General features: G+C 71.3%; 13 protein-coding genes. 9 read left to right on the top strand and 4 right to left on the bottom strand.

Annotation, left to right across the window (positions count from 1 at the left end; all coding sequences use genetic code 11):
* Nucleotides 1–8 precede the first annotated feature (8 nt).
* Together AB0J87_RS15450 and AB0J87_RS15445 are read right to left on the bottom strand one after the other, a co-directional pair.
* On the bottom strand, nt 9–1,355 hold the full coding sequence (locus tag AB0J87_RS15450; protein ID WP_363965695.1) for a cytochrome ubiquinol oxidase subunit I: 1,347 nt from the start codon (nt 1,353–1,355) through the stop codon (nt 9–11).
* A gap of 180 nt (nt 1,356–1,535) precedes the next feature.
* The gene (locus tag AB0J87_RS15445) at nt 1,536–2,399 is read right to left on the bottom strand and encodes a polysaccharide deacetylase family protein (protein ID WP_363965694.1); all 864 of its coding nucleotides are present in this window, start codon (nt 2,397–2,399) and stop codon (nt 1,536–1,538) included.
* 116 nt (nt 2,400–2,515) lie between these two features.
* Between AB0J87_RS15445 and AB0J87_RS15440 the strand changes: the two genes are divergently transcribed.
* Genes AB0J87_RS15440 through AB0J87_RS15430 form a run of 3 tightly spaced genes read left to right on the top strand, consistent with a single transcriptional unit; the run spans nt 2,516 to nt 4,511 of the window.
* The gene (locus AB0J87_RS15440; RefSeq protein WP_355194632.1) at nt 2,516–3,133 is read left to right on the top strand and encodes a carbon monoxide dehydrogenase subunit G; all 618 of its coding nucleotides are present in this window, start codon (nt 2,516–2,518) and stop codon (nt 3,131–3,133) included.
* A 42-nt stretch (nt 3,134–3,175) separates the two neighbouring features.
* Nucleotides 3,176–4,072 carry a hypothetical protein gene (locus AB0J87_RS15435; RefSeq protein WP_363965693.1) on the top strand — a complete coding sequence of 299 codons (897 nt, stop codon included), beginning with the start codon at nt 3,176–3,178 and terminating at the stop codon, nt 4,070–4,072.
* Between the two features lie 34 nt (nt 4,073–4,106).
* Nucleotides 4,107–4,511 carry a MarR family transcriptional regulator gene (locus AB0J87_RS15430; RefSeq protein WP_363965691.1) on the top strand — a complete coding sequence of 135 codons (405 nt, stop codon included), beginning with the start codon at nt 4,107–4,109 and terminating at the stop codon, nt 4,509–4,511.
* On the opposite strand, the gene AB0J87_RS15425 is transcribed toward AB0J87_RS15430, so the two are convergent.
* Nucleotides 4,483–5,205 (bottom strand): thymidine kinase, encoded by a 723-nt coding sequence (locus AB0J87_RS15425; protein WP_363966592.1) that lies wholly within the window; start codon nt 5,203–5,205, stop codon nt 4,483–4,485. The two genes, AB0J87_RS15430 and AB0J87_RS15425, sit on opposite strands and share 29 nt — an antisense overlap.
* 65 nt (nt 5,206–5,270) lie before the next feature.
* Between AB0J87_RS15425 and AB0J87_RS15420 the strand changes: the two genes are divergently transcribed.
* The 5 genes from AB0J87_RS15420 to AB0J87_RS15400 all read left to right on the top strand — a co-directional run bounded on the left by AB0J87_RS15420 (nt 5,271) and on the right by AB0J87_RS15400 (nt 12,193).
* Nucleotides 5,271–7,271, top strand: coding sequence for a hydantoinase/oxoprolinase family protein (locus AB0J87_RS15420; RefSeq protein ID WP_363965689.1), 2,001 nt, complete (start codon nt 5,271–5,273; stop codon nt 7,269–7,271).
* Nucleotides 7,264–9,072, top strand: coding sequence for a hydantoinase B/oxoprolinase family protein (locus AB0J87_RS15415; RefSeq protein ID WP_363965687.1), 1,809 nt, complete (start codon nt 7,264–7,266; stop codon nt 9,070–9,072). The genes AB0J87_RS15420 and AB0J87_RS15415 overlap by 8 nt, the downstream gene beginning before the upstream one ends.
* Nucleotides 9,073–9,084: 12 nt before the next feature.
* A complete protein-coding gene (locus AB0J87_RS15410; protein ID WP_363965685.1) occupies nt 9,085–9,969 on the top strand; it encodes a Gfo/Idh/MocA family oxidoreductase in 885 nt (294 codons plus the stop codon).
* Between the two features lie 83 nt (nt 9,970–10,052).
* Nucleotides 10,053–11,060, top strand: coding sequence for an NAD-dependent epimerase/dehydratase family protein (locus AB0J87_RS15405; RefSeq protein WP_363965683.1), 1,008 nt, complete (start codon nt 10,053–10,055; stop codon nt 11,058–11,060).
* A gap of 77 nt (nt 11,061–11,137) precedes the next feature.
* Nucleotides 11,138–12,193, top strand: coding sequence for a dihydrodipicolinate synthase family protein (locus AB0J87_RS15400; RefSeq protein WP_350722569.1), 1,056 nt, complete (start codon nt 11,138–11,140; stop codon nt 12,191–12,193).
* A gap of 61 nt (nt 12,194–12,254) precedes the next feature.
* On the opposite strand, the gene AB0J87_RS15395 is transcribed toward AB0J87_RS15400, so the two are convergent.
* Nucleotides 12,255–13,460, bottom strand: a complete 1,206-nt coding sequence (locus AB0J87_RS15395) for a hypothetical protein (protein ID WP_350722567.1) — start codon at nt 13,458–13,460, stop codon at nt 12,255–12,257.
* Nucleotides 13,461–13,534: 74 nt separating this feature from the next.
* Between AB0J87_RS15395 and AB0J87_RS15390 the strand changes: the two genes are divergently transcribed.
* Nucleotides 13,535–14,671 carry a DegT/DnrJ/EryC1/StrS family aminotransferase gene (locus AB0J87_RS15390; RefSeq protein ID WP_363965681.1) on the top strand — a complete coding sequence of 379 codons (1,137 nt, stop codon included), beginning with the start codon at nt 13,535–13,537 and terminating at the stop codon, nt 14,669–14,671.
* Nucleotides 14,672–14,750 lie beyond the last annotated feature (79 nt).

Raw genomic sequence — 14,750 nt, 5'->3', positions numbered from 1 at the left:
CTGCTCCCTCAGTACATCAGCGACGGCTCGCGCCGCTCGGCGGCGGCGGGGGTGGGCGCCTGCTCCTCGACGCCCTTGCGGACATGCCTGGTCAGCAGGACGACCTCGGCCACGGCGAGCGCGCCGTACAGGAGCGTGAAGATCGTCAGGGACGTGGCCACCTCGGCCAGGCTCACCCCCGGCGACACGCTGGAGGCGGTGAGCAGCTCGCCCGCGACCGTCCACGGCTGGCGGCCGATCTCGCTCAGCAGCCACCCGGCGATCACCGAGACCAGCGGCAGCGGCACCGCCAGGAGCATCGCCCGCGACAGCCACCTCGGGAACTCACGCCTGCGCCGGGTCAGCCACAGGCCCAGCACCGACAGGCCCACCGTGGCCATCCCGAACCCCATCATCACCCGGAACGACCAGAACACGACTGGCTCGTTCGGCCGGTAGTCGCCCGGGCCGAACTCCTGCTCGAAGCGGCGCTGCAGGTCCTCGGTGCCCTGGACGGTGGCGTTCGGGTCGTGGGCGGACAGGAAGCTGAGGACCTTGGGGATCTCGATGCCCGGGACGAGGGAGAACGCCGCGCCGGCCGTGTCGCGCTCCAGGCCCTCGGCGGAGGCCAGCTTCATGGGCTGCTGCTCGTACATCAGCCTGGCCGACATGTCGCCGGTGCCCGCGACGACGGCGCCCGCGAGGGCCGTCATGACGAGGGCGGCGCGGGCCGCGCCGCGCCACATCGGGGCGCGCGTCCTGAGCAGCCAGTAGCCGCTCACGGCCAGCACGAATCCACCCGCCACGATGAACGCCGCCCCGATCACGTGGGGCACCTGCGCCACCGCCGTGGAGTTGGTCAGCACGGCCCACAGGTCGGTCATCCTGGCCCTGCCGTCCACGACCTCGTAGCCGACGGGGTGCTTCATCCAGGCGTTGGCCGCGAGGATGAAATACGCCGACAAGTTGGACCCGATGGCGGCCGCCCAGATGCACGCCAGGTGCGCCTTCTTCGGCAGCCGGTCCCATCCGAAGATCCACAGCCCCAGGAACGTGGACTCCATGAAGAAGGCCAGCAGCGCCTCCATGGCCAGCGGCGCCCCGAAGACGTCGCCCACGAACGTGGAGTATTCACTCCAGTTCATCCCGAACTGGAACTCCTGCACGATGCCGGTGACCACGCCCATGGCGAAGTTGATCAGGAACAGCTTCCCGAAGAACTTCGTGAGCTTCAGGTAGTGCTCTTTCCCTGTCCGGTGCCAGGCCGTCTGCAGGCCCGCCACGAAGATCCCCAGACCGATGGTCAAGGGCACGAACAGAAAGTGGTACACGGTGGTCACCCCGAACTGCCACCGTGCCAGGTCAAGTGCGTCCATCTCCCCGCCGACTCCCTGAGCTCTACAGCGTGTAGTTTATCTACTTGAAGTAGTACTACAGCTCGTAGAGCAACGCGATGCGAGCTTGGTCACATCGCTCCCCGTTGGTTGTTGCCGCATCGAGGATCCCGTGCGGACGGGCCCCGGCGCGTCCGCCGCCGGGGTGATTCAGGGGTACGCCTACCGGTCGACAGCCATGGCGGCCAGGTACGCCTGGAGGTTGCCCAGCTCGAATCCGCGGCGCTTGATCTTGTTGACCAGGATGCGGAAGTCCCCGGCCAGGTTGGGACGGAAATGGAGGAGCAGGATGTCGCCCGGGCGCAGGCGCTTGTCCGGCACCTGGTAGGCGATCTTGCCGCCCGGCTGGACGGTGGCCGTCCAGAGGAGGACCGCCTCGATGCCGCAGCTCTTGGCGGCCCTGAGCGTGTCGGTGTTGTAGTTGCCGAACGGGGGCCTGAACAGCGTGGGCCTGGCGCCCAGCTCCTTCCTGATGACCTGGGAGGAGCCGCAGATCTCGCGGCGCTGGGCGTCCTGGGAGAGCAGGCGGAGGTTGGGGTGGGTGAGGGTGTGGTTCTCGATGGCGACGTCGGCGTTGCGGAGCTGCCGGAAATATCCCCATTTACCGGCACCTACGTATTTCCCTGGGCCGCCGGCCGGGTCCGGGGTGCCCTTGGCCTCCACGGCGTCGCGCATGGCGAAGGCGGTGATGGGGATGTGCTGGTCGCGTACCTGCTCGACGAAGCCCGGATCCTGCTCCCAGCCGTCGTCGATGGTCAGGAAGACGACCTTGCGCCTGGTGGGGATCGAGCTGATCACGGGCGGCAGGCCGCCGGCGCGTTCGACCGGGCGCACCTCGCCCGTGCGCGGCTGCTCGCCCGGCGGGCCGTGCCGGGTGGCCTTGGGCCTTGCGCTCGGCGAACTCGGGGCGGAGGTGGTGACGTTGGGCCGGCGGACGCTCGCGGTCTCGGCGGGGGTGCACGCGGCGAGGAGGGCCAGCACGCAGGCGACGGCGGCCGGACGGGGCATGATCTTCAACGCGCGCATGGGGCCCCATCTTGCCAGGCATGATCCTCAAGTCTTGCCGTCCTCTGGCAGGTGTTGCCCTTATCCACCTGGGCCCGGCTGCTTAGAGTGGCGACATGAAGGTGGCGGGTACTGCCGTGATCGGCGTTCAGAGGGATCGGGTGTGGGCTGCGCTCCAGGATCCGGCGGTGCTGGCGAGCACCATTCCGGGATGCGAGTGCCTTGAGGAGACCGGGCCGGACACGTACCGGATGACCGTGAACGCGGGCGTCGCGTCCATCAAGGGCGTCTACCAGGGGGAGGTGTCGCTCACCGACCCGCTGGCGCCCGAGAGCTTCACGCTCAAGGCGCGCGGGCAGGGGGCGCCCGGGACGGTGGACGCCACCGTCGTGGTGCGGTTGAGCGAGGTCGACGACGGGACCCGGGTCGACTACGACGCCGACGCGGTGATCGGCGGAATGATCGGCGGGGTCGGGCAGCGCATGCTGGGGTCGGTGGCCAAGCGGACGGCGGGGGAGTTCTTCGCGGCCGTGGAGGATCACCTGTGTGCGGCGGCCGTCCCCGCCGGGGTGCAGGCGCCCGCCGAGGCGGAAGCGGTGAGCCCGGCGGGCGGCGCCGTGTACGGGCGGGTCCCCAGACCGCACACGCAGACGCGGCCGTGGGTGATGCTGGCGTCGTTCGGGATGGGGGCGGGCATCGCGCTCACGGGCGTCGCGGTGGGCTGGCTCATCGGACGAGCCTCCCGGCGCCCATGAGGGCTCTCGCGGAAAAGGATCTCCAGGCGTAGCGTGGCTGGTATGCGGCAGGCACACGCGGAAGACGCACGAACCGAAGCCAGGAGAGTCGTTCGCAACCTGCTGGGCGACGAGCGTCCCACAGCCGAGACCTTGATCGTCGACGTGCGCCCGGTGCTCGGGGACGAGCGGACCGAGCGGACGCTGGAGCTCGCGCTCGGAGCCTCGCTCACCCGGCGCTCGGCCGAGCTGGCCGCCATCGCCGCGCTGCTCGTGGGCACCCGCGAGCTGGGCGAGGAGTGGTGGATCCGGCCCAGGGGCGGCAAGCTGCCCGCCCCCGACGAGGTGGTGCGCACGGCGGTCGCGATCGAGCCCTGGACCGATCTGACCGCGCTGGAGATGCTGGCCGCCTGGATCTCCGACGACGCCGCCGACCAGCTGTGGGGCCGGCCCGTCGCCGAGGTCGATCTCAACTCGTGGCATGCCGAGGACCGCTTCCGGCTGCCGCCCGGGGTGAAGCCGGGGCAGCGGCTGGTCGTTCACTTCGACGCCGGCGGGCGGCTCGACGCGGTCGTCACCCGCAGGCCCGACGAGGATCTCGGGTCCAACCTCGACTTCCACTCGCTGCGTTACTCCCGGCCCGCCGAGGCGCAGTGGAGCTGGGGGGTGGCGGCCGGGCTGGGGCCGCACCGGCTGCCCGGTGAGGACCCCGACCCGTACGCCCGCGAGGTCCCGGCAGCCGCCGGGGGAGTCCTGCGGGCCTGGGCGGTGCGGCACGGCGCCACCCGGGAGCAGCTCGGCGAGCGCTGGGAGACGGTCGGCGACGTGGTGGCCGCCATCGAACGCGTGGACTGGATGTGGCGGAGCGGGGAGTGGTTCGGGTGGTGGCGGGGCGCCTCGGCGCTCGTGGACGACTCGGCGTACCTTCCCTACCGCCTGGAGGAGCTGGCCGCCGGATAGCCGTCCGGCGAAAGGGTTGTGTGACAATCGAGGCGTGTCGCGACGTCGCCTCGGTTACCTGCTCAAGCACGCCAACCTGCGCCTGGGGGAGCTGACGGGGCCGGCGCTGGAGCCGTACGAGATCGACGGGCGGGAGTTCGGGGTCATGTCGGTGCTCCGCACGCCGGAGCCGCTCTCCCAGCTGGAGGCCGCCCAGCGGCTGGGCATCGACCGGACGACGATGGTCGCGCTGCTGGACGGCCTGGAGCGCAAGAAGCTCGTCGGGCGCCGGCCGCATCCCGCCGACCGGCGCAAGAACATGGTGGAGCTGACCGGCCACGGGCGCGAGGTCCTGGAGGCGGCCACCCGCGCCGTGGGCGTGGCGGAGGAGGAGTTCCTGGCCGGTCTGCCGGAGGAGGATCGGCGGCTGTTCAGAGACCTGCTGGACCGCCTGGTGTGAGGACGCTCCGGCCCTGACCCTGGCCCTGGCCCTCGCCTTCGCCGAGCCGGCCGGAGCGGTGGTGGCGGCGGCAGAGCACCTGGTAGCGCACCGGCGAGGCGTCGGTGTCGCCGATCACGACCTGCTCGCCCGTACGCGCCATGACCCCGCCCACCACCCTGGCGTTGAGCTGCCCGGGACGGCCGCACCAGCACAGCACCTCGACCTGCAGCCGGCACACCTCGTCCGCCAGCTCGAACAGCCGCTGCGCCGCCGGGAACATCACCGAGCGGAAGTCCGAGGCCAGCCCGAACGCGTAGACGTCCACGCAGTGCTCGTCCACCAGGTCCGCGAGCTGCTCGATCTGCGGGACGGTGTAGAAGCAGGCCTCGTCGCAGATGAGGAAGTCGATGCGGTCGTGGGAGGTGACCAATTCCACGATGTCGAGGGAGTCCTCCACCTCGATGGCCTCCAGGCCGAGGCCGATCCGGCTGGTGATCTTGGGGCCGCCGGAGCGGTCGTGCTTGGTCAGCACCAGACCACGCCTACCCTGGCGTCCGTGGTTGTAATTCATCTGGAGTGCCAAGGTGGACTTCCCGCAGTCCATGGGGCCGAAGTAAAACTTGAGCACGGCATCCCGGGCGCCAGACGGCACGGCAGACAAGGCAGACAGTTCAGTCACGGGGGGCCAGCTTAGTGGCTTGGCTTGTTCCATGACCTCGTGGGACATTTCTCCTCTGGAGTTCGCAGGAGGAACAGTGGTCACCGAGCTGAGGAGCCATGCGTAGCGTGCGTATCGGAGTGGACACCGGAGGAACGTTCACTGACGTGGTCGCGGTGGACGAGGCGACCGGTGAGATCCTCACGACCAAGACCCCCTCGACGCCCGCCAACCCGGCGGACGGGTTCGTCGCGGGCATCGAGAAGCTCGGTGAGCTCGACATCGGATCGATCGTCCACGGCACCACGGTGGCCACGAACCAGCTGCTCGAGGACCGGATCTCCAACCTCGGGTTCATCACGACCGAGGGCTTCGAGTACGTCCTGGAGATCGCCAGGCAGAGCGTGCCCGACGGCTACGGCAACTCCTACTTCTGGGTCAAACCGCCCAGGATCGTTCCCGTGCACCTGGTGAAGACCGTCGGGGGGCGGCTCGACCACCTGGGGCAGGAGGTGTGGCCGTTCTCGGAGGAGCAGGCCGTGGAGGTGGCCCGCTGGTTCCGGGCCAAGGGGATCAACGCGATCGGCGTCTGCTTCCTGCACTCCTACGCCAATCCCGAGCACGAGCGCCGCATGCGCGAGGTGCTCTGGCGCGAGCACCCGGAGGCGGTGATCTCGCTGTCGAGCGACGTGCTGCGCGAGTACCGCGAGTACGAGCGCTCGGTCACCACGCTGGTGGACGCCGCCGTCAAGCCCGCCATGCGCGGCTACATCGCGAGCCTGTCCAACCGCCTCGGCAAGCCGTTCTCCGTCATGAAGTCCAACGGCGGCATCCTGTCGGCCCGCGAGGTCGTCAACCAGCCGATCACCACCGTCCTGTCGGGCCCGGCGGCGGGCGCGCTCGGCGCGGCGCTCATCGCCTCCACGGCGGGGCACCCGTCGGTGATCACGCTGGACGGCGGCGGCACCTCGACCGACGTGGCCGTGGTGATCGACGGCGAGCCCTCGATCACCACCGAGGGCTCCGTGGGCCGCTACCCGTGCAAGATCCCGATGATCGACATCATCACCGTCGGCGCGGGCGGCGGCTCGATCGCGTGGATCTCGCCCGAGGGCACGCTCAAGGTCGGCCCCAGGTCCGCGGGCGCCGACCCCGGCCCCATCTGCTACGGCAGGGGCGGGACGGAGGTGACGGTCACCGACGCGCACGTGTTCCTCGGCCGGATCCCGCCCCACCTGCTCGGCGGCGAGATCCCGCTGGACGCCGACGCCGCGCGCGGCGGCATCGAGGCGCTGGCCGACAAGCTCGGCCTCACCCCCGAGCGGACGGCGACGGGCATCCTGGAGATCAGCGCGTTCAACCAGAGCAACGCGATCAGGCAGCTCACCGTCAAGCGCGGGCTGGACGTGCGTGACTTCCCGCTGGTGACGTTCGGCGGGTCCGGGCCGCTGCTGGCGTGCCGGCTGATCGACATCCTCGGCCTGCCGGCCGTGATCGTCCCGCGCGACCCCGGGAACGTTTCAGCGTTCGGGTTGCTGACGGTGGACGTCAAGAACGACTACGTCCGTACGTACGTCACCCGCGACCTCTCGCTCGGCAAGGCCGTCGAGATCTTCCACGACCTGGAGCATCAGGCGGGCGAGGCGCTCGACCGCGAGGGCTTCGACGACCCGGTCTACCTGCGCAGCGCCGACCTGCGCTACTACGGCCAGGCGTACGAGGTGCGGGTGCCGGCCCCGGCGGGCGAGATCGACGAGGACTGGCAGGCCGAGGTGGTCGACCGCTTCCACGCGGCCCACGAGAAGCTGTACGGGTACGCGTACCGGGACGACCCCCGCCACGGCGTCGAATGGGTGAACCTGCGCGTCTCCGGCATCGGCCCCATCACCCGCCCGGCCATCCGCCGCCTGGACAAGGCCGGCGAGGGCGCCACCTCGGTGCGTCCCGTGCATTTCGACGAGACCCGCGACACCGCGATCCACCAGCGCTCCGCCCTCGGCCCCGGCGCCACGGTCGCCGGGCCGGCCGTGATCGAGGAGTACGGCTCGACGATCCCGATCCACCCAGGCTTCACCGCGAAGGTGGACGAGTACGGAAATGTGGAGGTCCGCCGTGACTGATCCGATCTTGGTGGAGATCGTCGAGGGCACGCTGGCGTCCGTCGAGAAGGAGGTCGAGACGGCCATCGCCCGTACGGCCCGCTCGCCGATGATCCGCGACGCGCACGACTTCCGCGCGGGCATCCACGACGTACGGCTGCGCAAGCTCACCGGCCGCTCCTACAGCGCGCTCGTCCAGCCGGTGGTGCGCGACTTCCCGGTCGAGACGATGAAGCCCGGCGACGTGTACTTCCACAACGACGTCTACCTCTCCGAGGGCGGCATCGGCCACCTGCCCGACCTGTGCGTGACCGTGCCCGTCTTCCACGAGGGCGCCGTCGTGGCGTTCGTGCAGGCGTTCGGCCACCACGACGACATCGGCGGGTCCGTGCCCGGCTCCATGCCCTCGCACGCCCGGTCGGTGTTCGAAGAGGGCCTGATGGTGCCGCCGATCAAGTTGTGGGACCAGGGCGTGCCGAACGAGGCCGCGCTGCGCATCATGACCCGCAACTCCCGCATGCCCGACTCGCTGGCCGGCGACCTCGACGCCGAGTGCTCCGCCTGCCTGATGGGGGCGCGGCGGCTGGGCGAGCTGTTCGACCGGTACGGCAGGCAGGCCGTCGAGGAGTGCTTCGACGCGATCATCTCCAAGACCACCGAGACGTTCCGCAGGGAGCTGCTGGCCAAGATCCCCGAGGGGACGTACGTGTGGGAGGACTACGCCGAGCACGACGGCGTGGACGAGCCCCGCCTGCACGCCCAGCGGATCACGCTCACCGTCGACCACGCCGCCGACGCGCCGCTGACCATCGACTTCACCGGCACGTCGCCGCAGGCCAAGGGCCCGATCAACCACGCGGGCGACTACGCCGACGGCGTCTTCCTGAAGAAGTGGCTGGCCCCGGTGCTGCGCAACCTGGCCGACACGCCCGAGCGGATGGCCGAGCTGGACGTCAACGAGGGCGTCGTGCCCCTCATCAAGATGATCTTCCCGGAGAAGGGCACCCTGCTCACCCCGGTCTTCCCGGCCCCCACGAACGCCCGCACGTTCGTCATCCTGCGCCTGCTCGGCGTGCTCGCCGGCGTGCTGGCCAAGGCCACGAACGGCCGCATGCCCGCCGACCAGGAGACCATCCGCTACACCGGCGTGTACGGCACGGACGCCGACGACCAGCCGTACCTGATGCGCGAGGTCCTGGGCGGCGGCTCGGGCGGCCGCTGGTACGCCGACGGCGAGGACACCATCCACGTGGTGCCCGACTCGCGCAACATCCCGGTGGAGTTCGCCGAGGCGCGCTGGCCGTTCCGGGTGGAGCGGCTGGCGCTGGCCTGCGACTCCGGCGGGCCCGGCATGTTCAGGGGCGGGCTCGGCTACGACAAGCACATCAGGATGCTCAGGGACGCCTCCTACATGTCGATCGCCGACCGCTCGATCCTGTCCTGCTGGGGCGTCAACGGCGGCCTCGCGGGGCGGCCGTTCCGGGTGGAGATCGCGGGCAAGGAGATGGAGGGCCTGGTCGACGACCATCCGGTGCAGGCCGGTGAGCTGATCCGCATCCGTACGACCGGGGGCGGCGGCTGGGGCTCCCCGTACGACCGCGACCCCCGGGCGGTGGCCGCCGACGTGCGGGACGGGAAGGTGTCGATCGCGGGCGCGCTGGGCGACTACGGCGTGGTGCTCGACGGCGACCGCATCGACGAGCAGGGCACCGCCGAGCTCCGCGCCCGCCTGCGCCCTCCGGGCGACCGCTTCTTCGACCGTGGGCCCGGGTACGCGAAGCTCTCGGGCGGACGCGCGTACGCCGAGGTGGACGAGCTTTAGGGAGATACCGCCGTGCGCATTGTCCTGGCCGGGCTGGCCACCAGCCATCCGTACACCGACGCCCACACCCTGGCCCGCCACGCGGAGCTGGTGGTGTGGGAGCAGGACCCCGAGCGGCTGCGGCGCTTCACCGACCAGCACCCGACGGCGAAGGTGGCCGGCAGCCTCGGCGAGGCGCTGGCCACCGGGCCCGACGGCGTGGTGCTGACCGTCCCCAACCCGCAGGTGCCCGAGGCGCTGGACCGGGTCCTGGAGACCGGCGCCCCCTGTTTCGTGAACAAGCCGGCCGCCGCCAGCCGGGTCCAGCTCGACGCGCTCGACCGGCTGGCGATCGGCGACCGGGTGCTGTCGAGCTCGGTGCTGAGGTTCGCCCCCGCGTTCGCCGGGGTCCGGGTCGATCCCGGCGAGGTGCTGGCCGTGCGGGCCACCGTACGGCACGACGTGGGGTTGTGGGCCGACGGCTACAACGCCTGGCAGGACACGCCCGGCGAGGGCGGCGGGACCATGGTGACCATGGGCATCCACGGCGTCGAGCTGCTGGTCGCCCTGCTGGGGCCGGACGTGCGGCTGGTGGGCGCCGCCGGGGCCAAGCGGCACTACCAGGGCCTGCGCTCCGAGGACACCGGCGTGATGGCGCTGCGGTGGGGGAGCGGCGTCACGGGGACGGTGGAGATCCTCGGCGTCTCCGAGGGTGAGGCCTACACCGTCACCGTGCACAGGCGCGACGGCTCCGAGTCGATCGTGATCGAGAGCGGCGACGACCCGGTCAAGGGGCTCGGGTACGAGGGGACGATCGACGCGTTCCTCTCCATGGTGCGCGGCGCGCCCAGCCCGGTGCCGTGGGAGCAGACCAGGGCGATCCTCGATGTGCTGGTCACAGCCCGTGAGGTCGCCTGATCCAGTTGTGCGTACCCGTTGACAGCCGAAGTCTGCGACAGTTACGGTCTGGACCGTAAATAACAGACGGAGGAGATACCCGCGTGCGCACGACAGCGGAACTCGAGGAGCGCCTGGCCCGGCCCAGCGCCGGGCTGGTTGACGATCTCAGCGGGCTCGACGGCGACATCCTGATCCTGGGCGCCGGCGGCAAGCTGGGGCCGAGCCTGGTACGGCTGGCACTCAACGCCACGAACGGGGACCGGCGGATCATCGCGGTCTCGCGCTTCTCCGAGCCGGGGCTCGCCGAGTCGCTGGCCGAGGACGGCGCGACCGTGGTGGCCGCCGACGTGGCCGACGAGCAGGCGCTGCGCGACCTGCCCGACGCGCCGAACGTGGTCTTCCTGGTCGGCGCCAAGTTCGGCACGCAGGGGCGCGAGCACGCCACCTGGTTCACCAACGCGTACCTGCCCGGGAGGGTCGCCGACCGCTTCCGGAACAGCCGGATCGCCGCCCTGTCCACCGGGAACGTCTACCCGCTCGTCCCCGTCACCGGCGGCGGCAGCACGGAGGACTCCCCGACGGGGCCCGTGGGCGACTACGCCATGAGCTGCCTGGGGCGCGAGCGGGTGCTGACGCACTTCTCCGAGACGTACGGCACGCCGCTGTCGCTCGTCCGCCTCAACTACGCGGTCGAGCTGCGCTACGGCGTGCTCATCGACCTGGCGCAGAAGATCCTCGCCGGGGAGCCCGTCGACCTGTCGACGGGCCAGGTGAACGTGGTCTGGCAGGGCTACGCGAACGAGGTCACGCTCCGGTCGCTGGCCCTGGCCTCCGCGCCGCCGTACCTCCTCAACGTGACCGGGCCCGAGCTGCTCTCCGTGCGGCGGATCGCCCTCGACCTCGGCGCGGCGCTGGGCAAGGAGCCCGTTTTCACCGGGGAGGAGGCGCCGACCGCGCTGCTGTCGAACGCGGGGCGCTGCCACCGCCTGTTCGGCTACCCGGAGCTCACCCCCGCCGAGCTCATCGAGCACACGGCGCGATGGGTGGCCGACGGCGGGCCGCTGCTCGGCAAACCCACCAAGTTCGAACGCCGTGACGGCCGTTTCTGACCGGCTCCGGCACCCTGCCCGCCACCCTGCCCGCCACTCTGCCCGCCCACACCGACAAACACCAAGGGGGACCTCACGTGCTCAGCACGGCTCCACAGGCGCAGACGTCCGTTCGTGACCTGTTCAGGCGCGGCCTGGTGATCCCGGCGCACCCGCTCGCGCTCACCGAGGACAGGAAGCTGGACGAGCGCCGCCAGCGGGCGCTGACCCGCTACTACGTCGAGGCGGGCGCGGGCGGGCTGGCGGTGGGCGTGCACACGACGCAGTTCGCCATCCACGGCACCGGCCTGCTGCCGCCCGTGCTCGAACTGGCGGCCCGCACCGCCAAGGAGGTCGAACGCGAGGTGGTGCTGGTGGCCGGGGCGACCGGGCCCACCGCCCAGGCGGTGGCCGAGGCGGAGCTGGCCAGGTCGCTCGGCTACCACATGGTGCTGCTGAGCCCCTACCGGGAGCTCGACGAGAACGCGCTCATCGAGCGGGCCAGGGCCGTGGGCGAGGTGCTGCCGGTGATCGGCTTCTACCTGCAGCCCGCGGTGGGCGGGCGCACCCTGTCCCGTGACTTCTGGACGCGGCTGGCCGCCGTGGAGTCCGTCGTCGGCATCAAGGTCGCGCCCTTCGACCGGTATCGCACGCTGGACGTGCTGCACGGCGTCGTACGGGCGGGGCGGGCCGGGGAGGTGGCGCTCTACACGGGCAACGACGACCACATCCTGGCCGACCTCATCACCTCGCACCGGGTGGTCGTGGACGGGCGCGAGGTGGAGGTCGAATTCGTCGGCGGGCTGCTCGGGCAGTGGGCCGTGTGGGTGCGGCGGGCCGTGGAACTGCTGGAGGAGGCCAAGCTCGCCCGGGGCGGTGACGACGCGGTGGTACGGCGGCTGCTCACGCTGGACGGGCACCTGACGGATGCCAACGCGGCCATCTTCGACTCGGCCAACGGGTTCCATGGGTGCATTCCGGGCATCCACGAGGTGCTGCGGCGGCAGGGGCTCCTGGCGGGGCGGTGGTGCCTGGACCCGGCGGAGGAGCTTTCGCCGGGGCAGCTCGCGGAGATCGACCGGATCTGGGGCGCGTACCCGTGGCTCCGGGACGACGACTTCGTCTCGGCCGGGCTCGACCGCTGGCTCTCCTGACCCCATGCCCCTCCTCCCCACCACCCCCACACCCACCACCCCTGTGCCCGGGGTGCGGGGGTCAGAGGGTCAGGCGGTAGAGGGTCAGGGGACGGCCGCTGGTGCCGCTGGTGAGGTTGCCGGTGCGCTCCGCCAGGCCCGCGAGCTCCAGCCGATGAAGCATGCGCCGGGCCGTGCGTTGCTGGACGGCCAGCCGTTCGGCGATCTCCCGGGTCGTCAGCGGCTCGTCCCCCGCCGCCGCCCGCGCCTCCAGGAGCTTCTCCAGCGTGGGCACCGACAGGCCGACGCGGCGGGCGATGACCGACAGGTTCTGCGCCCCCGTGGGCGCCGGGGTGACCGACTCCAGGACGATGTCCGTGTCCGCCCGCAGCGACAGGACCGCGGCCACCTCGCCGATCCGGCGTGCCCTGGCCAGGGCGCGGCGGGCCAGGCTCTCGGCCTCCGCCGCGCTGCGGCCCAGGCCGAAGCCGACGCGTACGACGTCGTTCTGGCCGGCCAGCCGCGCCAGCATGGGCAGCCCGGTGAAGCCGCCCGTGGCGTCGTGGAGCGGGCCGCGGGTCGTCACCAGCAGGTGCGTGCCGCCGCGGAAGGCCGCCAGGGTGCCGCCGAGCGCCGTGGCCTCGCGCAGCAGGCCCTCCTCGTTGGCCACCTCGACGAGCCCGATCGCGATCTGGGCGTCCTCCTGGGCCTGGCCCTCGGCGGTCAGCATGAGCTGGCGCAGCGCCACCCGTACCGAATGGACGGAGGGCACCAGGCGCAGCACGTGGCGCTCGTCGCGCAGGGCCTCGTGCACGGAGCTCAGGCAGGTGATCACCGCGTGCGCGGGCCCCTTCCGGTGGAAGGTGACGGCCTTCTTGGAGGTCATCTCCGGCCGGTACGGCAGCGTGCGCAGATCGCCGGTGGGCAGCCCGGCCTCGGCGAACGTGGTCTGGACGTCGGCGGCCGACAGCGTGTCGATCGACAGCCGGGTGATGTCCTGGCCCTCGTGCTGGAGGCGTACGAGGGCGCTGAGCAGCGTCGCGCCCGAGTAGTCGACGAACGCCGCCGGGCGGGTGAGCGCGTCGGCGTCACGCGAGAGCATGTAGGGCACTATGCCGGTGAACAGCCACCCCTCCACGGAGGAGGCGTGCGCCTCGACGATCGCGGGCGCCTGAGACTCGTGGTCGTAGTCGAGGCGCAGCGTGCTGACGCCCGGCTGCTCCTCGCAGACGGCCGCGACGTCGTCGACCAGGTCGTGCGGGCCGACGACCCCGATGACGATTCCCACCCACGCCTCCCTCTCGCTATTTTCGGTCAAGACCGCAATCATATCTTGTGAGGTGCCCGGTGAAGTTCCCGTCCATGGCAGAAGCGGACGGCCGTACGCTCGGCGACGAGGAGGTGGCCGCCGCCGAGCGGGTGATCCGCTCGGGCATGCTCAACTCCGTCTGGGGGACCGAGGCGCGGGCGCTGGAGCGTGAGATCGCCCGAGTCTACGGCTCCCGTCACGCGATCACCTGCAGCTCCGGCACCGCGGCCCTCCACCTGTCGGTCGTCGCGGCCGCGCCGGACCCCGGAGACGAGATCATCACGACCCCGATCACGGATTTCGGGACCGTGGCCCCCATCTTGGCGCAGAACGCCGTCCCTGTCTTCGCCGATGTGGATCCCTCCGACGGCAATCTCGATCCGGACGCGGTGGCCGCGCTCATCGGCCCCCGTACGAGGGCGATCATGGCGGTCCACCTGTTCGGTGCGCCGGCCAGGGTCGGCGAGCTGCGCGCGCTCGCCGACGAGCACGGCCTGACGCTGATCGAGGACTGCGCGCAGGCCTGGCTGACCGAGCTGCCCGGCGGCGGGCTCGCGGGCACGGCGGGCCAGGTCGGCTGCCTCAGCCTGCAGCAGTGGAAGCACATCACCTGCGGCGACGGCGGGGTGGCGATCACCGACGACGACGAGCTGGCCAGGCGGATGCGGCTGTTCTCGGACAAGGGCTGGGACCGCGCGGCCGGCCGGTCGCACGCCGGCTTCGGGATCAACTACCGCATGACCGAGCTCCAGGCCGCCGTGGCACGCGCTCAGCTCGCGAAACTCCCCGGCGTTCTCGCGGCCCGCCGCAGCACGGCCGGACAGCTCCTGGACGCGCTGAAGGGCCTCCCGGGGGTACGCCTGCCGCGTCCGGACGGCCACGCCTGGTGGTTGTTCCCGATCGTGTGCCCGGACGGCGACGCGCCCGAGCTGGCCGCCCACCTGGCCGCGGCCGGGATCCCGGCGCGGGCCGGCTACCTCGCCGAGCCGCTGAACAGGGCGCCCGTGTGGGACGCTGCCATCTACGGCTCCTCCCGCTATCCGCTCGAGGACTACCGGCCCAACCCCTGCCCGCAGGCGGAGCTCATGGTGGACCGTACGCTGCTGGTCATCGACTGGAACGAGGCCTACACCCCCGAGCACGTCGAGCTGATCGCCCAGGAAATCACGAAATTTCGGGCTCGACCGTAGTTACGTTCATGTATCAGGGATTGACCCGGTCAGACGCGCTCATTAGGTTTCGGTCAGGACCGGTATTAGTTGAAAGGAA

This window comes from Nonomuraea sp. NPDC049625 (assembly GCF_040675285.1).
GTDB classification, from domain to species: Bacteria; Actinomycetota; Actinomycetes; order Streptosporangiales; family Streptosporangiaceae; genus Nonomuraea; species Nonomuraea angiospora_A.
This window is presented reverse-complemented; position numbering and strand designations above follow the sequence as displayed.